Origin of the sequence: Polaromonas sp. 39-63-25, from assembly GCF_002278925.1 — a bacterium.
GTDB lineage: Bacteria > Pseudomonadota > Gammaproteobacteria > Burkholderiales > Burkholderiaceae_C > Polaromonas.
This window is the reverse complement of the sequence record NZ_NCJH01000004.1, coordinates 79632-100307: the sequence shown is the minus strand read 5'-3', so window position 1 is coordinate 100307 and position 20676 is coordinate 79632. Positions and strand designations below refer to the sequence as shown.

The 20676-nt window shown below is 65.8% G+C and carries 17 protein-coding genes and 1 other RNA gene; 13 read left to right on the top strand and 5 right to left on the bottom strand.

Annotated elements, in window-relative coordinates; translation table 11 throughout:
- The first annotated feature begins 64 nt into the window (after positions 1-64).
- The 4 genes from B7X65_RS05720 to B7X65_RS05705 all read left to right on the top strand — a co-directional run bounded on the left by B7X65_RS05720 (position 65) and on the right by B7X65_RS05705 (position 7862).
- Positions 65-2653, top strand: coding sequence for a PD-(D/E)XK nuclease family protein (locus B7X65_RS05720; RefSeq protein ID WP_293593335.1), 2589 nt, complete (start codon positions 65-67; stop codon positions 2651-2653).
- Positions 2650-5964, top strand: a complete 3315-nt coding sequence (locus tag B7X65_RS05715; RefSeq protein WP_293593334.1) for an exodeoxyribonuclease V subunit beta — start codon at positions 2650-2652, stop codon at positions 5962-5964. The genes B7X65_RS05720 and B7X65_RS05715 overlap by 4 nt, the downstream gene beginning before the upstream one ends.
- Before the next feature lie 178 nt (positions 5965-6142).
- Entirely contained in the window at positions 6143-7504 is a 1362-nt protein-coding gene (locus tag B7X65_RS05710; RefSeq protein ID WP_293593333.1) for a TIGR03862 family flavoprotein, read from the top strand.
- A 73-nt stretch (positions 7505-7577) separates the two neighbouring features.
- A complete protein-coding gene (locus B7X65_RS05705; RefSeq protein WP_293593332.1) occupies positions 7578-7862 on the top strand; it encodes a hypothetical protein in 285 nt (94 codons plus the stop codon).
- 13 nt (positions 7863-7875) lie between these two features.
- Here the strand turns inward: B7X65_RS05705 and B7X65_RS05700 are convergent, their stop codons facing one another.
- Complete coding sequence (locus B7X65_RS05700) at positions 7876-8082, bottom strand: hypothetical protein (protein WP_293593331.1); 207 nt, start codon at positions 8080-8082, stop codon at positions 7876-7878.
- Positions 8083-8255: 173 nt separating this feature from the next.
- Positions 8256-8352, bottom strand: an RNA gene (gene ffs / locus B7X65_RS05695) — signal recognition particle sRNA small type.
- An 87-nt stretch (positions 8353-8439) separates the two neighbouring features.
- Here ffs and B7X65_RS05690 point away from each other — a divergent pair.
- The 9 genes from B7X65_RS05690 to B7X65_RS05650 all read left to right on the top strand — a co-directional run bounded on the left by B7X65_RS05690 (position 8440) and on the right by B7X65_RS05650 (position 17318).
- Entirely contained in the window at positions 8440-10443 is a 2004-nt protein-coding gene (locus B7X65_RS05690) for a beta-propeller domain-containing protein (protein ID WP_293593330.1), read from the top strand.
- 30 nt (positions 10444-10473) lie between these two features.
- Positions 10474-12375 (top strand): DNA polymerase III subunit gamma/tau, encoded by a 1902-nt coding sequence (gene dnaX, locus B7X65_RS05685; RefSeq protein ID WP_293593329.1) that lies wholly within the window; start codon positions 10474-10476, stop codon positions 12373-12375.
- A 30-nt stretch (positions 12376-12405) separates the two neighbouring features.
- The gene (locus tag B7X65_RS05680) at positions 12406-12738 is read left to right on the top strand and encodes a YbaB/EbfC family nucleoid-associated protein (RefSeq protein ID WP_077594521.1); all 333 of its coding nucleotides are present in this window, start codon (positions 12406-12408) and stop codon (positions 12736-12738) included.
- 143 nt (positions 12739-12881) lie between these two features.
- On the top strand, positions 12882-13508 hold the full coding sequence (gene recR, locus B7X65_RS05675; RefSeq protein ID WP_293593328.1) for a recombination mediator RecR: 627 nt from the start codon (positions 12882-12884) through the stop codon (positions 13506-13508).
- Between the two features lie 91 nt (positions 13509-13599).
- Complete coding sequence (locus tag B7X65_RS05670; RefSeq protein ID WP_293593327.1) at positions 13600-14013, top strand: MAPEG family protein; 414 nt, start codon at positions 13600-13602, stop codon at positions 14011-14013.
- Positions 14014-14138: 125 nt separating this feature from the next.
- Complete coding sequence (locus B7X65_RS05665) at positions 14139-15185, top strand: ABC transporter substrate-binding protein (RefSeq protein WP_293593326.1); 1047 nt, start codon at positions 14139-14141, stop codon at positions 15183-15185.
- A gap of 143 nt (positions 15186-15328) precedes the next feature.
- On the top strand, positions 15329-16159 hold the full coding sequence (locus tag B7X65_RS05660) for an ABC transporter ATP-binding protein (RefSeq protein ID WP_293593325.1): 831 nt from the start codon (positions 15329-15331) through the stop codon (positions 16157-16159).
- A 5-nt stretch (positions 16160-16164) separates the two neighbouring features.
- Positions 16165-17004, top strand: a complete 840-nt coding sequence (locus tag B7X65_RS05655; RefSeq protein ID WP_293593381.1) for an ABC transporter permease — start codon at positions 16165-16167, stop codon at positions 17002-17004.
- A gap of 161 nt (positions 17005-17165) precedes the next feature.
- Positions 17166-17318 (top strand): DUF3096 domain-containing protein, encoded by a 153-nt coding sequence (locus B7X65_RS05650; RefSeq protein ID WP_293593324.1) that lies wholly within the window; start codon positions 17166-17168, stop codon positions 17316-17318.
- A gap of 41 nt (positions 17319-17359) precedes the next feature.
- Here B7X65_RS05650 and B7X65_RS05645 read toward each other — a convergent pair whose 3' ends face one another.
- The 3 genes from B7X65_RS05645 to gloB form a co-directional block, all read right to left on the bottom strand.
- Positions 17360-18238: a restriction endonuclease gene (locus B7X65_RS05645; RefSeq protein WP_293593323.1), complete on the bottom strand. Its 879-nt coding sequence runs from the start codon at positions 18236-18238 to the stop codon at positions 17360-17362.
- Between the two features lie 91 nt (positions 18239-18329).
- Complete coding sequence (locus B7X65_RS05640; protein WP_293593380.1) at positions 18330-19745, bottom strand: transglycosylase SLT domain-containing protein; 1416 nt, start codon at positions 19743-19745, stop codon at positions 18330-18332.
- Positions 19746-19897: 152 nt separating this feature from the next.
- A complete protein-coding gene (gene gloB / locus B7X65_RS05635) occupies positions 19898-20668 on the bottom strand; it encodes a hydroxyacylglutathione hydrolase (RefSeq protein WP_293593322.1) in 771 nt (256 codons plus the stop codon).
- Between the last annotated feature and the right edge of the window lie 8 nt (positions 20669-20676).

Sequence of the window (20676 nt, the reverse complement as noted above, 5' to 3'; positions counted from 1 at the left end):
GCCCGCTTCATTTCACGGACTTTGCCCATTTCTTTCCTGCGACCAGCCTATCTCCAACCCTGCCATGCCACTCGCCCCGACCGCCGACGCCGCCTTGCCTACGCCTGATGCGCTGTGCTGGCAGCAGGCGATGGGCCAGCTGGCAGCCGTGGTGCGGGCGCGGGAGGTCCACCCGGCAGAGGTCGTGGTGTTGCTGCCCTATGCCCAGCTGATCCAGCAGGCACGCCGGGCCTGGGCTGCGCAGGCGGGGGAGACTTTTTTTGTTCCCCGCTTTGAGACCACCATGAATTGGGCCAGCGGCCTGGGCGGCACGCTGGGCCTGCATGTCCCTTCGGGCGACGATGTGCGCATGGATGTGGCGGTCGACATGCTCACAGCCGCATCGCTGCTGGGCCGTGCGGGCCTGGGCGCCCAGCAGGACGCACTGGCCGGCCGGCTGGTCGAGGCGGCCTGGAGCCTGGCTGGTGTGGCCGCTGCCGTCGTGCCGGCCGGGCGCCGGGCCTGGAGCGAGCGGCTCGCGCTGACGCTGGGTGCGGGCCTGGATTCGCCGGTGCTGGCACTCGAGGCGGCCGTGGGGCGCATAGCGCTGGCTTGGGCGGCGGCTTCTTCCTATCCCACAGACCGCCTTTTCCAGGCGAACCCGCAGCTGTTTGCCGTGCTGGAAGGCTTTCAGGCCGACCCGCTCATTGAAGCCCTCGAGGCCCATTTCGGCGAACGTTCGGTTTCCATCCCGCTCTGCCTTTCCCTGGAAGAGTCCTCGGCACCCCCCGCGCTGCATATTGCGCAGGACGCAGAAGACGAAGCCGGCCGGGCTGCCGCCTGCGTGCTGGCGCACCTGGCGCAAGGCCGCAGCCCGGTGGCGTTGATTGCGCAGGACCGGCAACTCACGCGCCGTGTCGGCGCCATGCTGGCAGAGCGCGGTATCGCCATGCGTGACGAAACCGGCTGGAAGCTCTCGACCACCCGGGCTGCCGCCAGCCTGATGAGCCTGCTGCGCGCCATGCCCTGGGATGCATCGACGGACGCCGTGCTGGACTGGTTGAAAAACGCAGCGGCATTTGACGCCGCCCTGGTCACGGCTGCCGAAACCGAACTGCGCAAGACCGGTGTGCGCGCCTGGCGCGACCTGCCGGATTTTCCGGAAGAAGGCCTCCTGCCGACCGCCTTTGCGGCAACGGGGCCGTTGGCGCGCGAAGTGAACGCGTTGCGCAGCCCATTCGGCCGGGCCCGCCCTCTGGCGATATGGCTGCGCGACCTGCGCACCCTTTTGCAATCGGCGGGGCAGTGGGATGCGTTGGCGCAGGACGAGGCCGGGCAAACGGTGCTGGATGTGCTGCGCCTGCATGAAGGCGCCGAAACCGAATTTGAAGCATCGCCGGTGATGCGGCTGCATGACTTCACGCAGTGGGCCAACCAGGCGCTGGAAGGCGGCAAATTTTCCCCTGTGCATCCGCCCGCAGAACAAGTGGTCATCCTGCCGCTGCAGCAACTGCTTGGGCGGCCCATGCAGGCCGTGGTGCTGCCGGGCTGCGATGAAATCCGCCTGCCGGTGTCGCCGGAACCCGCCGGCCCCTGGACGCCCGGCCAGCGCGAGTTGCTGGGCCTGCCGTCGCGGGAAGTGCTTGCCGCCGGCCAGCGCCAGGCCTGGCACTATGCCCTGCACATGCCGCATCTCGATGTGCTTTGGCGTACCAGTGAGTCGGGCGAACACCTGATCCCCAGCGGCTTTGTGCAGGAGCTGCTGCTGGACCGGGACGCAGCACAGGGCATGGCCACCGACCCTCGCAGCCTGCGTGCCGTGGCCACCCAGCCCACGCTCCATCCCTTTCCGACCGGCGAGGCCTTGCCCGTCAACCGTCTTTCGGCCAGCGCCTATGAAGACCTGCGGCGTTGCCCTTACCGCTTTTTTGCGCTGCGCCAGCTGCGGCTGCAGGAGCCTGAAGAACTCGAAAGCGAGCTGGGCAAGCGCGACTTCGGCAACTGGCTGCACAGCCTGCTGCGGCATTTCCATGAAGCACTCAAGGCGGCGCCAACGACCGATGCATCAGCGCGGACAGCTATGATAAATATAGCGGCCGAGCGCGCCACGCAGGAGCTGGCACTCAGCGACAGCGAGTTTTTGCCCTTTGCCGCGGCCTGGCCCGGCGTACGCGAGGGCTATTTGAAATGGCTGGCCGACCACGAAGCCACCGGCGCGGTGTTCGATGAAGCCGAAGTCTGGCGCGAGGTGCCCGTCGGCACGCTCACGCTGCTCGGCAAACTTGACCGCATCGATCGCCAGCCCGACGGGCATGCTCTGGTGATTGACTACAAGACCGAGCCGCGCACCACCACGAGCGAGCGCATCAAGAACGGCCAGGAAGACACCCAACTGGCGTTTTATGCCGCCTTGATGAGCGACGACACGCTGGCAGCGGCCTACGTCAACCTGGGCGAGAAGGAACCCACCAAAACCTATGAGCAGCCCGACATCGTCGGCCTGCGCGACGAACTCATCGACAGCATCCTGACCGACATGGCACGTATTGAACGCGGTGCCAAACTGCCGGCGCTGGGCGAAGGCAAGGCCTGCGATTACTGCGCTGCCCGAGGACTCTGTCGTAAAGACTTCTGGAGTCTGGACGGGGAATCCACGGCAGGAGAGGGCGTATGAGCGCTTCAACCCCATCGCTGATTCCCCACACCGCCGCCTACGAGTGCAACGGCGCGCCGGTCTCCGCTGATGCGTTCTACGCCATCGCCTGCGACCCGCGGCGCAGCGTGGCGGTGGAGGCCTGCGCCGGTGCGGGCAAGACCTGGATGCTGGTGTCGCGCATCGTGCGCGCCTTGCTTGACGGGGCCACGGCTGCACCGGGGCAGCAGGTGCTGCCGCACGAGATTCTGGCCATCACCTTCACCAAAAAAGCCGCCGGCGAAATGCGCGAGCGGCTGGACGAATGGCTCAAGGCTTTTGCCCATGCCGATGACGCCACCCTTCAGCGCGAACTGGAGATGCGCGGCGTCCAGGCTGATTTTTCAAGCCAAAAAGGCCTGCAGTCCGCACAGGCCGTGCGCGAGCAGCTATCAAATTTATACCGATCCATTCTGGCCAGCGGCCGCTCGGTGCAGATCCGCACCTTCCACAGCTGGTTTGCGGCCCTGCTGCGCAGCGCGCCGGTGGCGGTGCTGCAGCGCCTGGAGCTGCCGGTGAACTACGAGCTGCTGGAAGACGACGCGCCGGCGCGCGCGCTGGTGTGGCGGCGCTTTTACGCAGCCGTTTCGGCTGATGCCGCGCTCAAGGCCGACTTTGAGGCGGTGGTGCTGGCCTATGGGCGCTTCCAGACCGACAAGGCGCTGCAGGCCGCACTCGACAAGCGCACCGAGTTCACGCTGGCCGATGAAAAAGGCGTGATCGACACCTCGGTGCAAGCCTTCAGCGCACAGTTCACCGAATTTGGCGGCCTTGATGAACCGGAAGAGTCGCTCAGCACCAACCGCTTTCACCGGCAAACCCTCAGTGACGCCGCCGTGGCGCTGGGCCGCGCGAGCGCGCCGACTTTTTCGGCCAAGGGGGTGGAGCTGGAGCGTGCGCTGACGGCCGGCGACTTCCCGGCGGCCATCGCGGCCCTGCTGACCGACAAGGGCACGCCCCGCAAGTTCGGCGAAAAAATCGTCGGCATCGAACAGGTACGCATGGCCCAGGATCTGGTGCTGCGCGTGGTGGCGGCCCGCCAGCAGCACGACGCCTGGCTCTACCAGCAGCGCATGGCGCGCCTGACGCGTGTGCTGATTGCCCAGTTCACCGGCTTGAAGCGCGACCGCGGCTGGGTCGACATGAACGATGTTGAACGCGCCGCGCTGCTGATGCTGGCCGACCCGGTGCTGTCGGGCTGGGTGCAGGAGCGGCTGGACGCGCGCATCCGGCATTTGATGATCGACGAGTTCCAGGACACCAACCCGCTGCAGTGGCAGGCGCTGTACGCCTGGCTCATCGGCTACTCGGGTGCCGGCACCGCACCCAGCGTGTTCCTGGTGGGTGACCCCAAACAAAGCATTTACCGCTTCCGCCGTGCCGAGCCGCAGGTGTTTCGTGCCGCGCAGGCTTTTGTGGTGCACGGCCTGGGCGGTGATCTGCTCAGCTGCGACCACACCCGGCGCAATGCAGAAGCCGTGATCGACACCGTCAACTCGGTCATGGCCACAGCGCGCGAAACCGACGCGTACGAGGGCTTTCGCGAACACACCACGGCCTCGGGCCTGGCCGGCGCCGTGGGCCGCCTGCCGCCCATCCCGCGGAACAAGGACGAAGAAGAAACCTCGCCGCTGGCCGCCGGCTGGCGCGACAGCCTGACAACGCCGCGCGAGCTGCCGGAAGAAACCCTGCGCACGCGCGAAGCGCGCCAGGCTGCTGCCTGGATTTCAGAACAGGTAGCGGGTGGCCTCAGGCCGCAAGACGTGATGGTCCTCTCGCGCAAGCGCGCCGGCCTGCTGCCGCTGCAGGATGAACTGCGTGCGCTGCACATCCCTGCACAAGTGGGTGAGAAAACCGAACTCATCGACTGCTGCGAAGTGCTGGATGTGGTGGCGCTGCTCGACGTGCTGGTGTCGCCGCAGCACGACCTGTCGCTGGCGCGCGCGTTGCGTTCCCCGCTGTTTGGCCTGGGCGATGAATGCCTGGTGCAACTGGCCCTGCTGCAGCGCGAGCACCACCTGCCGTGGTACAGCCTGCTACAAAAAGAGGAGCTGCTTGCGCCCGACCTGAAAGGGCTGGGTCCGGTTTTGACCAAGTGGAAGAGCTGGCTGGACCGCCTGCCGCCGCACGATGCGTTGCAGGGCATTTACGACGACGGCGACGTGCTGGCGCGTTTTGGCGCGGCGGCCCCGGCGGCGCAGCGCAGCGCGGTGCTGGCGAATCTGCGCGCGCTGCTGGGTGTGTCGCTGGCGCTGGATGGTGGGCGTTACGCCACGCCTTATGGTTTTGTGCGCGCGCTCAAGGCCGGTGGCACCCAGGCGCCGGCAGCCGTCAGCAGCGAGGCGGTCCGGCTACTGACGATTCATGGCGCCAAGGGACTCGAAGCCGAGGCCGTGCTGCTGCTGGACACCGACACCGTGGAACGCAACGCCGACAGCATGGGCGTGCTGGTCGACTGGCCCGGCGAGGCGACCGAGCCGCGCAAGTTTGTCTTCCTGGTCAGCGAAAGCCGGCCGCCGGCCTGCGCCGCCGACACGCTGGCCAGCGAGCTGGCCGCGCGCAAGCGCGAAGAACTCAACGCCCTGTATGTGGCGCTGACGCGCGCCCGCCATACGCTGGTGATTTCCTCCATAGCACCGCACCGCGTGACCACTGAAAGCTGGTGGCAGCGCTTGCAGGCACTGGTGGGCGAGCTGCCTGCACCGGTGGCCGACGAATCTGCCGCAGCGCGGCCGGACCTGGCGGACAGCGGCGTGTTTTACCTGCCCGAGCTGCCTGCCTTGCCCGAAGGTCTGGCGCCCGCTGCGCCTGCTGTGGAGCGGGTGGACGAAGACTCGCTGAAGGCACGCATCGGCAAGGCCATGCATCGCCTGCTGGAGTGGGGCGGTGCCTTGTCGACGGAACAGGTGAAGGCAGCGGCGCGCGAGTTTCGCCTGAGCCCGGCGCAGGCGGCCGAGGCTGCCGGACTGGCCGGGCGCATTCTGGCGGGCGAGGGTGCCTGGGCCTGGAGCGCGGAAACTGTGGCCTGGCAGGGCAACGAGGTGGATCTGGTCTATGCCGGCCAGGCACTGCGGCTGGACCGCCTGGTGCAGCGCAAGGACGCCGGCCATGAAGGCCACTGGTGGGTGCTTGACTACAAATCGGCAGCCGCGCCGGAGCTGCAGCCTGGGCTGATGGCCCAGTTGCAGGACTACCGGGCGGCGGTGCAACTGATTTACCCCGGCGCGCCAGTGAAGGCGGCTTTCCTGACGGGACGAGGAACGGTCGTCGAGCTTTCCGGCGAACTGCAATAATCAAGGCATCAGCGAATCGGCCTGCCACCGGCACCTTTGCCAGGCTTTAGGTCTTTTTGCATCGCAGCCCCTGAGGGACGGGCGCTGCCAGCTATAAAAAACAGAGCAAGCCGGCCCCGCCGGATGTGCTGCTTCCTGTGCCATTTCACATTGCCATCACGTGCAGACGGACATTTTCTTGAACGATTCAACTTCTCCCGCCCCGCCACGGCGTGTGGCCATCATTGGCGGCGGCCCAGCCGGACTCATGGCGGCCGAGGTGCTGGCCGGTGCCGGCGCGGCCCTGTCCGTGCAGGTGTACGACGCCATGCCTTCGGTGGGCCGCAAGTTCCTGCTGGCCGGCAAGGGCGGGCTGAACCTCACCCATTCCGAAGCCGCCGAACCTTTCCTCAGCCGTTACGGCGAGCGCAGTGCCCAGCTGCAGCCGCTGCTGGCCGCCTTCGGGCCCGCCGAGCTGCGCGCCTGGGCGCAAGCCCTGGGCGTGGAGACCTTTGTCGGCAGTTCGGGCCGCGTGTTTCCCAAGGACATGAAGGCCGCGCCGCTGCTGCGCGCCTGGCTGCAGCGCCTGCGCGCCGCGGGTGTGAAGTTCTCCATGCGGCACCGCTGGCTGGGCTGGGCCGAAGACGGTTCGCTGTCGTTTTCAACCCCCACAGGTCCGGTGCAGGTGCAGGCCGACGCGGTGGTGCTGGCCCTGGGCGGCGGCAGTTGGGCGCGGCTCGGTTCGGACGGCGCCTGGGTGCCGCTGCTGGCCGCACGCGGCGTGGCCGTGGCGCCGCTGCAGCCTTCGAACTGCGGCTTTGACGTGGGCCCCGAGCCGCACGCGCTGGCGGCCGCCGAACAGGGCGAAACCCGCCGCGAGTTTTTCAGGGAACTGGTGGGGCAGGGACCGTCGCAGCAGCCGGGCTGGACCGAACACTTCGCCAGCCGTTTTGCCGGTCAGCCTTTCAAGTCGGTGGCCATCAGTTTCACCGATTCGCAGGGCCGCAGCTTCAGCCGGAAGGGCGAGTTCGTCGCCACCGCCACCGGTGTCGAAGGCAGCCTGATCTACGCGGCCTCCAGCCTGCTGCGCGATGAAATTGCGCTGAAAGGCAGCGCAACTTTCCTGCTGGATCTGCTGCCCGACAAGTCGCCCGAGCAGGTGCTGGTCGAGGTGCGCCATCCGCGCGGCTCGCGCTCGCTGTCCAGCCATCTCAAGAGCCGGCTGGGCATCGAAGGCATCAAAGCGGCGATGCTGCATGAGCTGCTCGGCAAGGAAGCGATGAACGATCCGGTGCAACTGGCGCGTGCGATCAAGGCCTTGCCGGTGCGCGTGGTCGCGGCGCGCCCCATCGATGAAGCCATCAGCAGCGCCGGCGGCGTGTCTTTCGACGCCATGGACGGCCAGTTGCACCTGCAGACCTTGCAGGGCGTGGCGCAGCCGGTGTTCTGCGCCGGCGAAATGCTCGACTGGGAAGCGCCCACCGGCGGCTACCTGCTGAGCGCCTGTTTTGCCAGCGGGCGTATGGCCGGGCAGGGCGTTTTAAGCCATTTCGGCCTGTAGTCCATACTGTGCGGGCGAAGACAGCTATTGATTTGATAGCTAATCCAGTTTTTATTTTTGCAGGGGTATTGCCATGATCGTGCGTTTCCACATCGACCTGATGGAGCAGGACCAGTACGAATACCGCGTCAGCTACGAGGGCGAGGAGCTGTACAGCGACGCCGGGCTGGACAGCATCGAGGCCTGCATCGTGGCCGCCACCGAAGGGCTGGGGCAGGACGCCATCGCAGCCGAAGTGGCCTACAAGGGCATCATCAGCGGCACCTACGCGCTGGCTTCACTGGCCCTGGTGTCGGCGCAGATTGCCGAACATGCGCTGCAGACCACGGCGGCGATTGAAGAGGTTCTCGAAGGCTGATCTCCTTCATCTCCTAGATCACGCCTTCGCGCCGCTCGAAGTAGTTGCTCCAGGCGTGCAGCCGTTCCGACTCGACATGCAGCCGCAGGAAGTCGTCCGGCCCCACCTTCGACAACTCGTAGATTGCCTCCAGCCGTTGTGACTCCGCCTTGATCAGCCGGCCCAGTGCCTTCAGGTAGCGGGCCAGTTCCTCGTGGGTTGGTTTTTCAAATGTATCCATGCAAAAAATTCTAGGGAAAAGTTTGCGATGGAGAAAGCCCGAAACGGCAGGCAGGCGCCGCATCCGTTTGTAGGAATTTGGCGTGGCGGGGGCTGGATGTGAATTTTTTCACTGCATCAGCGTGCAGGTGAAAAAAAACAGGGCATCCATGGATGCCCTGTTCTTTGAAATAAGGTGACGGACCTCGACCCCGGCACTGGCTCGACAGTTAGGGCTGCTTGGTTCCCCATCTGACCCGGTTGGCCGCTTCACCATGCGGGAAGGCCCGTCACTCACTATTTTATGCGAGGCGCGGCGCCCCCGGCCCGAATATCATTGAATAGCTTAAAAATAGTCTGGCCTTTCAAGGAAAAAAACATGTCCTGGTTGTTGAAGGCCCTCGCGGGGGTGGCGATGTGTGGTGCAGGGCTTGTCGCGCAGGCGCAGGCACAGGCACAGGGTGAGGCCTTCACACCGGCCAGAAACCTGACAGCCTTTGTCGACGAGGCCGCCTTGCAGGCCTGGTTCGAGCCCTTTGTGGTGGAGCGCCAGCGCCGCGAGGAAGAACGCCGCAGGCAGGAAGAGGAACGCCGGCTGCGGCAGGAAGAAGTCCGGAAAAAATGGGAGGCCGAGAACCCGGGCAAGACCTGGGCCTCCCGGCCGAACCCTCCCGCCCCGACCGCCATGGCCATGGCTGCTCCGGCGCCTGCCGCGGCCGGCGCCGCCGAGTCCATCACCAACAACCAGACGGCCGGCGTGGATGAGGGCGGCATTGTCAAGGTGCATGGCAAGCACCTGGTCATCCTGCGCCGGGGACGCTTGTTCACGGTCGATGTGGACCGCCACCAACTGCTGCCGGTGTCGTCCATCAACGCCTACGCGCCGGATGTCAACCCATCGGGCGCCTGGTATGACGAGATGATGGTGTCCGGCAACACGGTGGCCGTGATCGGCTACAGCTATTCGCGCGGCGGGACGGAGCTTGGCCTGTTCAACATCGATGACGCGGGCCGGCTCAGCTACCGCGCCACATACCATGTGCGCTCCAGCGACTACTACTCCTCGCGCAACTACGCCAGCCGCCTGATTGGCAGCGAGCTCATCCTGTACACCCCCATTCCGCTGAACCTCTGGCATGCCGATCCGGCGGCACGCCTGCCCGCGATGCGGCGCTGGCAGCCGGGCGCGACACCCGCGGACTTCAAACGCATCGCCGACGCAACACGTATTTACCGCACGGACGAACCGCTGAACCCGCAGGAAGGCATCACCCTGCACACCATCGTGCGCTGCGACCTGGCCCTGCCTGAACTGGACTGCCGCTCCAGCGCCGTGCTGGGGCCGGCCGGCCGGGTGTTTTATGTCTCGAGCCGGGCGGTGTATGTGTGGACCACGCGCAACCAGCGCGATGCCGCCAGCGGGCGTGTCGCATCGCATTCGGCGGTGTTTCGCCTGCCGCTCGACGGCGCGGCGCCCAGCATGCTCAAAACGCAGGGCAGCCCGATCGACCAGATGTCGTTTCTGGAGGGCGACGACGGCTACCTGAATGTGCTGCTGCGCGCCAACGGCAACGGGGACGGCATGTGGCGCGGCGAAGGCAGCGGCGGCAACCTGTCCCTGCTGCGTGTGCCGGTGCGTGATTTCGGTGATGGCCAGACCCGTGCCGGTGAGCAGGCCTATACACGTTTGCCGGCCGCCGGGGACGGCAGCCTGCAGAACCGTTTTGTCGGCCAGCGCCTGCTCTACGGTGCGGGCAGCGGCTGGCGCCGGCCCGCGCCGGGCACGCTGGGCCAGTTGCAGGTGGTGCATCTGGCTGACCCCGCCAGAGGCGAAACCCTGGCGCTGCCGCACGGCGTGGACCGCATCGAGGCGCTGGGCGCCGATGCGATTGCCGTGGGCACGGACGGGCAGGACCTGCATTTTTCCAGTGTGCAACTGGCACCCCGGGCGCGCGTGGCCGGGCGTTACGTGCAGGCGCAGGCCGCGCAGGGCGAGACGCGCAGCCACGGTTTTTTCTACAAGCCCGATGACGCCACCTCCGGGGTGGTGGGCCTGCCGGTGCGCGGTGCGGGGCAGGGCGGCTACCGCCAGCTGTGGGACGAACCCGCCGGCATGCTGTACCTGCGCAACAACCGCCTGAAGTTGTCCGGTATCGGCAGCCTCGCGTCGCGGCCGGGTGTCGGCAGGGACGACGGCTGCCGCGCCTCCTGCACCGACTGGTATGGCAATGCCCGCCCGATTTTTCTGCGCAACCGGGTTTTTGCCCTGCTGGGGTATGAACTGGTGGAAGGCCGGATATTGACAGCCCCCGGCGGCTCCGGGCGCCTGGTGGAGACGCGGCGCATCAGTTTTGCGCCGGGTTCGGCCGATTACCCGCACTGAGGGGCTCCGGCGCAACCGTAGAATCAGGGAATGTCCTACCTCGTCCTTGCCCGCAAATACCGCCCCCGGAATTTTTCTGAAATGGTCGGGCAGTCGCATGTGGTGCAGGCGCTCAGCAACGCACTGGGCACGCAGCGGCTGCACCATGCCTACCTGTTCACCGGCACGCGCGGCGTGGGCAAGACCACGATCTCGCGCATCCTCGCCAAATCGCTCAATTGCCTGGGTGTGGACGGGCAGGGCGGCATCACCGCCACGCCGTGTGGCGTCTGCCAGGCCTGCACCGACATCGACAGCGGCCGGTTTGTCGATTACACCGAACTCGACGCCGCATCCAACCGCGGCGTCGACGAGATTGCGCAGTTGCTCGAGCAGGCGGTCTACAAGCCGGTGGTGGGACGCTTCAAGGTCTTCATGATCGACGAGGTTCACATGCTCACGAACACGGCGTTCAACGCCATGCTCAAGACGCTGGAAGAACCGCCCGAGTACCTCAAGTTTGTGCTGGCCACGACCGACCCGCAGAAAGTGCCGGCCACCGTGCTGTCGCGCTGCCTGCAGTTCAACCTGCGGCCGATGGCGCCGGAAACCATCCTCGAGCACCTGACGCAGGTGCTGCGGGCCGAAAACATCGAGTCGGAGCCGCAGGCCCTGCGCCTGCTGGCGCGCGCCGCACGCGGCTCCATGCGCGACGCGCTGTCGCTGACCGACCAGGCGATTGCCTTCGGCTCGGGCCAGCTGCAGGAAGCCAGCGTGCGCCAGATGCTGGGCAGCGTGGACCGCAGCTATGTGTTCCAGCTGCTCGATGCGCTGGCGCGCGGCGACGGCAAAAGTGTGATCGAGACTTCCGAGGTGCTGCGCCTGAACGGCCTGAGCGCCGCCTCCACCCTCGAGGAAATGGCTACCGTGCTGCAGCGCATGGCGGTGCTGCAGGCGGTGCCCGGCATGGATGCCGGGGACGACGACTCCGACCCCGAGATCGCCGCCACGGCGCGCCTGGCGCAGACCATGCCGGCCGACGAGACGCAGCTGCTGTACAGCCTGTGCCTGCACGGCCGCGCCGAGCTGGGGCTGGCGCCCGACGACTACGCGGCGCTGACCATGGTGCTGCTGCGCCTGCTGGCCTTCAAACCCCCGGGCGCGACGACGGCGGCCGCCGCACAGGGGGGCGCCGTCGAGCCCCCAAAAAAGCCGCAGCCTGAGAGTGTGCCGGCCAGCGTCGTGGCCGCCCGTCCCGTTGCGGCGTCTGTCGCGCCCCCGGCGCCGGTTCGCCCGCCGGTGGCTGCACCGCCTGTTCGTCCAAGCCTGGAGGAAAATCGGCCTTCTGCCCTTGTGCAGCGGACGCCACCAGCTCCTGATTTTGTAGCATCGAGGGAGCCCCTGCCATGGGAAGACGCCTTGCCCATGCCGGCTTCGGCGCTGCCAGCGGTGACGGCCCCAGCGCCCGCGCCTGTCGCCGCCCCGGTGCTGTCGCCAGCCGCCGCTGCGCCTCCCGCGCCCGTGGTCATGAACAGCCCCCTCGGCGACGTCTGGACGGCGCTGGTCAACCGCATGGTGGCCGCCGAAATGATAGGCGCGCTGGTGCGCGAACTGGCGCTGCAGTCCGAGTTGCGAACGCAGGCCGACGGGGTCTGGACCCTGCGCGTCGAACGCGAGTCACTGAACCAGGCCGCCGCGCGTGAAAAACTCCAGCTGGCGCTGCAGGCCGCGCTGCCGGACAGCGGCCAGGCACCGACTCTCGTGGTCGAACTCGGCCCGGTCGGCGACTCGCCGGCCCGGCGCAATGCCGCCGCTGCGCAGGAGCGGCAACGCCTGGCCGAGGAAACCATTCAGAACGACCCGTTTGTGCAGGACATGATGCGCGACTGGGGTGCCAGAATTGTCCCGGGCAGCATCAAACCGCTCGCCCCGGTGGCAGGCAAGCCGATATGATTGCTACCAAGTTTTAAAGGAAAAAAAGACATGTTCAACAAAGGACAACTCGCCGGCCTGATGAAGCAGGCGCAGGCCATGCAGGACAACCTGAAAAAGGCGCAGGACGAGCTGGCGTTCATCGAGGTGACGGCGGAGTCCGGCAACGGCCTGGTCAAGGTCACCATGACCTGCAAACACGACGTCAAGCGCGTCGAGATCGACCCCAGCCTGCTTGGCGACGACAAGGACATGCTCGAAGACCTGGTGGCCGCCGCTTTCAACGCGGCCGTGCGCAAGGCCGAGGACCTGAGCCAGGAAAAGATGGGCAAACTCACGGCCGGAATGCCAGGCCTTCCTGGTGGAATGAAACTGCCCTTCTAGAATTTTGGGCCCCCACGTTCGCTCGCTGCGCGTAGCTCTCTGCCCCCCGAGGGGGCCGCTGCGCCTGCGGCCCGGCAAAGCCGGTTCCGCGGCCCCGGCTGGTCTGGTGTCCAGGCCTGCATACGCCGCGGTTGCCCTCCACCATGGCTGATTCAAATGCCCTTGAAGGCCTGACCCAGGCGCTGCGCCGCCTGCCGGGTGTGGGTGCGAAGTCGGCCGCGCGCATGGCGTTTCACCTGCTGCAGCATGACAAGCCCGGCGCCCTGCAGATCGCCCGCGCGCTGGAGCATGCGGTGCACAGCGTCAAACACTGCGCGCTGTGCAACACGCTGACCGAGCTCGACATCTGCAGCACCTGCGCCAATCCAGCGCGCGACCGCAGCAAGCTCTGCGTGGTGGAAACCCCGGCCGACCAGGCGGCGCTGGAGCGCACGCTGGCCTACCGCGGCCTGTATTTCGTGCTGATGGGTAAGCTCAGCCCGCTCGACGGCATCGGCCCGCATGACATCGGCCTGCAAAAGCTGTTCGATCGGGTGTTGCCCAGGGACGCCCAGGGCGATCCGTCCGCTGCCGCGGAGCGCGAGGTGCAGGAAGTCATCCTGGCCACCAACTTCACCGCCGAAGGCGAGGCCACCGCGCATGTGATCGCGCAGGCGCTCAAAAGCCGCGGCGTGCAGGTCACCCGCCTGGCGCGGGGCGTGCCTGTGGGCAGTGAGCTCGAGTACGTGGACCTCGGCACGATTGCCCATGCGCTGGTGGATCGCCGTTAATGCGCGGTTGCGCGCCCATGTCCATGGTTACTGTTTTTATAGCTGACCGCGCCCGCCCATTCATGACTGCAAGCCAGAAAGGCACTTCACCATGACCTATGCTCGTTTCACCGTGGCCTATTGGTGCCTGCTGGCCGCTGCGCTGCTGCCGATCGCCTGCGCGGCGCTGGCCAAGTGGGGCACGATGACGACCCCGGCGAACAGAGGCGGCTTCGACAACCACAACCCGCGCGCCTGGCTGGCGCGGCAAACCGACTGGCGCGCGCGAGCCAATGCCGCGCAGGCCAACACCTTCGAAGCCTTGCCCTTCTTCTTTGCCGCCGTGATCATTGCGCACCAGTTGCAGGCCTCGCAGGTGCGGCTCGACGTGTTTGCGTTCGTGTTTGTCGTTCTGCGTATCGCCTACGTCATGATGTACGTGGCCGACATGGCCAAAAGCCGCAGCGTGATCTGGTTCCTGGCGCTGCTGGTGAATGTGGGCATTCTTTTTCTGGGCTACCGGTAACGTCTGGTAACCAGGGCGGGTGCCCGTTCCGTACAAACCCGCACGGGATGATACCGATGCGGGTTTTTTTCGGGCTGGCTATTCTCTTTTGAGTCCATAAAAAAATCAGAGAGAGAACCCGCCCCATGAAGCACCTCACCATCAACCGCAGAACTTTCGCCAGTGCGGCAGCACTCGGTGCCGCGTCGCTGGCCTTTCCGGCCTTGCGCGCGCAGGGCAAGCTGGAGAAAACAAAAATTGCGCTGGCGGTTGGCGGCAAGGCGGCGTTTTATTATCTGCCGCTGACCATCACCGAGCAACTCGGCTACTTCAAGGCCGAAGGCCTGGACGTCGAGATCAGCGACTTTGCCGGCGGCGCACGGGCCCTGCAGGCGGCAGTGGGTGGCTCGGCCGATGTGGTGTCGGGTGCTTACGAACACACCATCAACCTGCAGTCCAAGAACCAGATGTTCCAGGCCTTCGTGCTGCAGGGCCGGGCGCCGCAGATTGCCTTTGGCGTGTCGACCAAAAACATGCCCAACTACAAAACGGTGGCAGACCTGCGTGGCAAGAAGATCGGCGTGTCCGCACCAGGCTCGTCCACCAACATGATGGCCAACCTGGTGCTGTCGCGCGCCGGGCTCAAGCCGAGGGACGTGAGTTTCATCGGCGTCGGCACGGCGGCCGGTGCGCTGGCGGCCATGCGCTCGGGCCAGATCGATGCCATGAGCAACACCGACCCGGTGATGACCATGCTGGAGCAAAAAGGCGAGGTGAAGATCATCTCGGACACACGCACGCTCAAAGGCACGATCGACGTGTTTGGCGGCCCCATGCCGGCGGCCTGCCTGTACGCGCCCATGGACTTCATCCAGAAAAATCCCAACACCTGCCAGGCGCTGGCCAATGCCATCGTGCATGGCCTGAAATGGCTGCAAACCGCCGGCCCGGGCGACATTATCAAGACCGTGCCCGACAACTACCTGCTGGGGGATCGCGGCCTGTACCTCGCATCCTTCAACAAGGTGCGTGACGCGATCGCGCTGGACGGCCTGATTCCTGAAGAAGGTGCGAAGACGGCGCTCAAGGCCCTGGCCAGTTTTGACCCCAGCATCAAGGCCGACAGGATTGTCCTGGCCAAGACCTACACCAACGAGTTTGCCCGGCGCGCGAAAGACAAGTTCAAAGCATGAATGTGGCCCCCACGTTCGCTCGCTTCGAGCCTGCGGCAGCTCTCTGCCCCTTGCACTGAAAAAGGGGCCGCTGCGCCTGCGGCCCGGCAAAGCCGGTTCCGCGGCCCCGGCTGGTAAAAATTCACGCGACAATGCCTCAGTCTGTGTCCCTCGATCCTGCCTCTGACTACGCGCTTGAACTGCTGGATGTCACCTGTACCTTCCGCTCGCGGGACGATGCGGGCCAGGCCTACACCGCTGTCGGTGAAACCACGCTGCGCATACGCGCTGGCGAGTTTGTTTCCGTGGTCGGCCCGACCGGCTGCGGCAAGTCCACCTTGCTCAACATCGGCGCAGGCCTGTTGCCGCCGACCTCCGGCACGGTGAAGGTATTCGGCCAGCCGCTGAACGGCATCAACACCCGCGCCGGCTACATGTTCCAGACCGAGGCGCTGATGCCCTGGCGCAGTGCGGTCGACAACGTCATGGTTGGGCTGCAGTACCGCGGCGTGTCTGATGCCGAGGCGCGTGCGCAGGCGCAGGCCTGGCTGGAGCGCGTCGGCCTGAGCGGCTTCGGCGACCGTTACCCGCATCAGCTCTCCGGCGGCATGCGCAAGCGCACCGCACTGGCCCAGGTGCTGGCGCTGGACCCGGACATCATCCTGATGGACGAGCCTTTTTCGGCGCTCGACATCCAGACGCGCCAGCTCATGGAAAACGAGGTGCTGGACTTGTGGGCAGCCAAAAAGAAGGCGGTGCTGTTCATCACGCACGACCTCGACGAAGCCATTGCCATGAGCGACCGCGTGGTGGTGCTGTCGGCCGGCCCGGCCACGGTTCCCATGGGCGAGTTCGCGATTGACCTGCCGCGCCCGCGCAACGTCGCCGAGGTGCGCACCCAGCCGCGTTTCATCGAACTGCACACGCAGATCTGGGACGTGTTGCGCGATGAAGTGCTCAAGGGCTACGCGCAGCAACTCAAAAAAGCGGCATGACCGCCATGTGGAATTCCCTCAAACCTTCCGACAGAAATCTCCGCTACTGGCAAGTCGGGCTGCTGGCGGCTTTCCTGGGCCTGTGGCAACTCGCCTCGCGCGATCAGCAACTGGCGTTTTTCCTCGGCGAGCCGGTCAAGGTGGCGGGGCGTGTCTGGTCCTGGTTCATGCCTTTCGGCTTCGGGCCCAGCTTGCTGTTTCCCGATGGCCTGCCGGGCAACGCCGACATTTACCTGCACCTGGGCACGACGCTGCTCGAAACCGTACTCGCCTTCGGCATAGGCACCGTGCTGGGCCTGGCCTGCGGCCTGTGGCTGGCACTGGCGCCCATGGCCAGCGCGATCATGGATCCCTACATCAAGGCTGCCAACTCGATGCCGCGCGTGATCCTCGCGCCGATTTTTGCGATGTGGTTCGGCCTGGGCATCTGGAGCAAGGTGGCGTTGGCGGTCACGCTGGTGTTCTTCATCGTGTTTTTCAATGTCTACCAGGGCGTCAAGGAGGTCAGCCCGGTGGTGCTGGCCAATGCGAGGATGCTGGGTGCGAACCAAAGGCAGTTGCTGCGCACCGTCTACCTGCCCAGCGCCACCAGCTGGGTGTTTTCCAGCCTGCACACCTCGGTCGGCCTGGCCTTTGTCGGCGCCGTGGTGGGCGAGTACCTGGGGTCGGCGCGCGGCGTCGGTTACCTGATCCTGCAGGCTGAAGGCACCTTCGACGTCAACACCGTGTTTGCCGGGATCGTGGTGCTGACGGCGTTTGCGCTGGTGCTCGACGGCATCGTCGGCCGCATTGAACGCAAGCTCATGAAGTGGCAGCCGCGCAGCGGGGAGACGGAGAAGCTCTGATGCTGCTTTGCCCCACCGATGCGCCGACCAACCGGTGCTGATCTTCCATCTGGTCGTTTCGTCCTACATACACGCGCCAGGCCGGTCGCTACATTGGTGCCTGCCATGCCGCCGTACCCCGAGGACTGGCGGCATCCATTCACTCCCCGCAAGGAAACCCCATGAATCTCCATCTCAGCATCGGCCCTGTCGTCTCCCTGATTGCAGGCATCCTGATCCTGATCATGCCGCGCCTGCTCAACTTCATCGTTGCGATTTACCTGATCATCATTGGCCTGCTCGGCCTGTTCGGGACCGGCTCACTCAAGATCTAGGATTTCAGAAGGGAGCAGGCCGCGCTGCGGGGCACGGCTCTTCAGCGCTTATCCAGCGCCAGCGCCAAGAGTGCCTGTTGCTGGACGGGGGTACGCCCGGCAATCAGCGCCAGCAGCCCGGTGCGGTCCAGCAGGTTGATGCCGTTGTACTTCGCAAACTTGCGCGCATTCTCGCTGCACATGGAGGACGTCGCACAGGTGCCGCGCTTGAGTTCGCGGGAACGCATCAAGTCGAGCAGGGGGTGCAACTCGCGCACGCCCACCGGCTGGCCCGACCACTGCTTGCACCAGGCCACTGCCGCCGGGCTGTTCTTGCCCTGTTGTGCATGCCGCGAGTAAAGCCATAGCGTCACGCCACCGGCTGCGCCGTGCGACTGGCATCGGGTCTCAAAGCCGCCCTGCGCAAACAGCGCTTCACACACCGCGTCAAACTGCTGCGCCGACATCTGGTCAAACAGGGCTGGCGTCCACGAGGGCTGCGCCACAGGGGCTGGCGGTGGTACGCTGCGGGCTGGCTGAGCTGGCGGGGCTGGCTGGGCTGTCCGGGCGGGTCTGCTGGCAGTCGTGGCGGCGGGGAAGTCGATCAGCTTGTCGAGGGCAAAGGCTGTGCCGGGGGCGACGGCAAGCTTGCCGGGAGCGGGCAGCCGTGGAGGCCCCGCACCCCTTGCCAGCTTGCTCCAGGGTGGCTCGAAGGCCAGGGGGTCGACAAAAGCTTCGGCCTGGAGCCGGTCGGTCAGGTAAGTGCCCACCAGAACGACCCCGAGCAGCAGGGCCGCAGCACCCGCAGGCAGCCAGGCCCGCTCCTTCATGGACATCACCAGCAGGGTGACGCCGATGGCAACGGCCAGGAGTCCGATGGCGAAAAGATACCGGTAGACCGCGCTGGGCTTGACGGGCCTTCCTGGGGTGCTGACGGCCATGGCGTGTGTGATCCGATGGACTACTTAGCCGATCGCTGCTGACACAGGCTGGAGGTGGACCATGGCGCCATTTCCCGAGATATCTACTGCGCTAGCGCTTTTTGATCTTGATCACCGTTTTGCCCGGCACACGCCTGACCGCCTGGACCCTGACTTTGCCCGCCCTGGGCCTGGCCGCTCTGGCGGCCTTGACCGGCAGGAACAGCACCACCTGGTGCCCGAGCTTGAAAGCCGCGGAAGTACCGACCTTGTTCCACTCCGCAACGGCGTCCGCACTGAGACCGTAGCGCCTGGCGATGCTGGCCACGGTTTCGCCCTTGCGCGCCTTGACGGTGCTGCGGCGCGTGACGATTTCAGGCGCGAGCGTCATCTGGGCGTTGTCGGCGACATGGCTGGTCACGTCGTTGTCCATTTTTGCGCTGCGTGGCACCAGCAGGGTCGAGCCTGCCTTGATCAGCATGCGTGGTGGAATGTTGTTGACACCGCGCAGGTCGGTCTCGCTCATGCCGACGCGTCTGGCGGCGTCGCTGACGCTCAGGGTGGCGGGAGCGGTCCAGGCCGTCCAGCTGGCGTATTGCCCCTGGGTGTAGGCCTCGAAGTTGCGCTGGAAAATCTTGGCATTGTCCCAGGGCAGCAGGATGTGGGGCATGCCGGCCGCCAGAATCACGGGGCGATGGGCCGAAGGGTTGAGGGCCTTGAAGTCGCTGATTTCCACGTCGGCCAGTTTGGCGGCCAGCGCCACATCAATGTCCCGGGTGATCTGGACCTGCTGGAAGTAGGGATGGTTTTCAATCAGGGGCAGCTCGGCGCCGAAAGTCTGCGGGTTGGCCACGATGTTCTTGACCGCCTGCAGCTTGGGCACGTACAGGCGCGTCTCGTCCGGCATGCGCAGGTCCATGTAGGTGGTGCCCAGTCCATCCTTCCTGTTTCTGGCGATGGCGCGGCCCACGCTGCCTTCGCCCCAGTTGTAGGCGGCCAGCGCGAGGTGCCAGTCGCCAAACATGCCGTGGAGTTTCTGCAGGTAGTCCAGCGCGGCGCGCGTCGAAGCGAGTACATCACGGCGGTCGTCGCGGAAGGCGTTCTGTTTCAGGTCGAAGTACTTGCCGGTGGCCGGCATGAACTGCCACATGCCGGCGGCCTTGGCGCTGGAGACGGCCTGCGGATTGAAGGCGCTTTCGATATAGGGCAGCAGCGCGAGCTCGGTGGGCATGTTGCGGCGCTCAAGCTCTTCAACGATGTGGAACAGGTATTTGCTCGAGCGCTCCGTCATGCGCTGGATGTAGTCCGGCCGGCTGGCGTACCACTGCTCCCGGTCCGTCACCAGCTCGCCCTGGAGGTCGGGCATGGCGAAGCCGCGGCGAATGCGTTCCCACAAATCGGCAGGCGGCTGCAGGCTGGCCACGGCGCTGGAGGGGGTTTGCGCCGAATGGATGGGCGACAGGGGGCCGTTGGGGTAGACCGGCTGTGTCGAAGATGGGGAGGTGCTCAGGACCGGATCGCCGGGCATGCCGAGCTTGCTGTTGCTGCTGGCACAGCCGGCGAGCACGACCACGGCGAGGGACAGGGCGAAGGTTCTGAGCGGGGAGAGCAGCCGTGCAAAACGGTCAGGGAGAGCCGGGAAGGCGGGGGAGAGGGTGAAAAATGCTGGCTGCAGCTCGGTCATTTGAATTGGTTCTTCCACTGCCTGATGGCGGCAAATATGGTGTTGTCGTCATGCGCCGCCGGATCAAAGCGCCGGGCGGCGGCCATGACAGTGGCCTGTCGGGTACGCAAAAAGGGGTTGATCAGCAACTCCTGGGCTATCGAGGTGGGCAAGGTCGGTTCCCCATCGTCTCTTAAAGCAGCACAGCGTGCATGGTAACCAATCAGCTCGCGGTTGTCAGGTTCTACCGCGAGCGCAAAACGCAGATTGCCCATCGTGTATTCATGCGTGCAGCAGACGCGGGTGTCGCCGGGGAGGGCGGCGAGACGGTCCAGCGATGCCAGCATCTGCGCCGGCGTGCCCTCAAACAGGCGTCCGCAGCCGCCGGAAAACAGCGTGTCACCGCAAAACAGCAGGGGCCGCCCGTCCACACTGGGACTGTAAAACGCGATATGGCCCGCGGTGTGGCCCGGGACGTCGATCACCTGGAAATCAAGGTCCAGTGCCGGCACCGTGTCGCCATCCTGGAGGGGGGTGAAAGGTGAGGGGATGCGCTCGCGGGCCGGGCCGAACACCTTCGCACCGGTGGCTTCGCGCAGCACATCGACGCCGCCGGTGTGATCGGGGTGGTGGTGCGTGACTAAAATCGACTCTAATTGCAGTTGCCTGTCCTGCAGTATGCGAAGCACGGGCTGCGCGTCGCCCGGATCGACCACCACGGCGCGCCGGCCGTCGTGCAGCAGCCAGAGGTAGTTGTCGTCAAAAGCAGGGATGGGAATCAGGTACATGCAGCAGT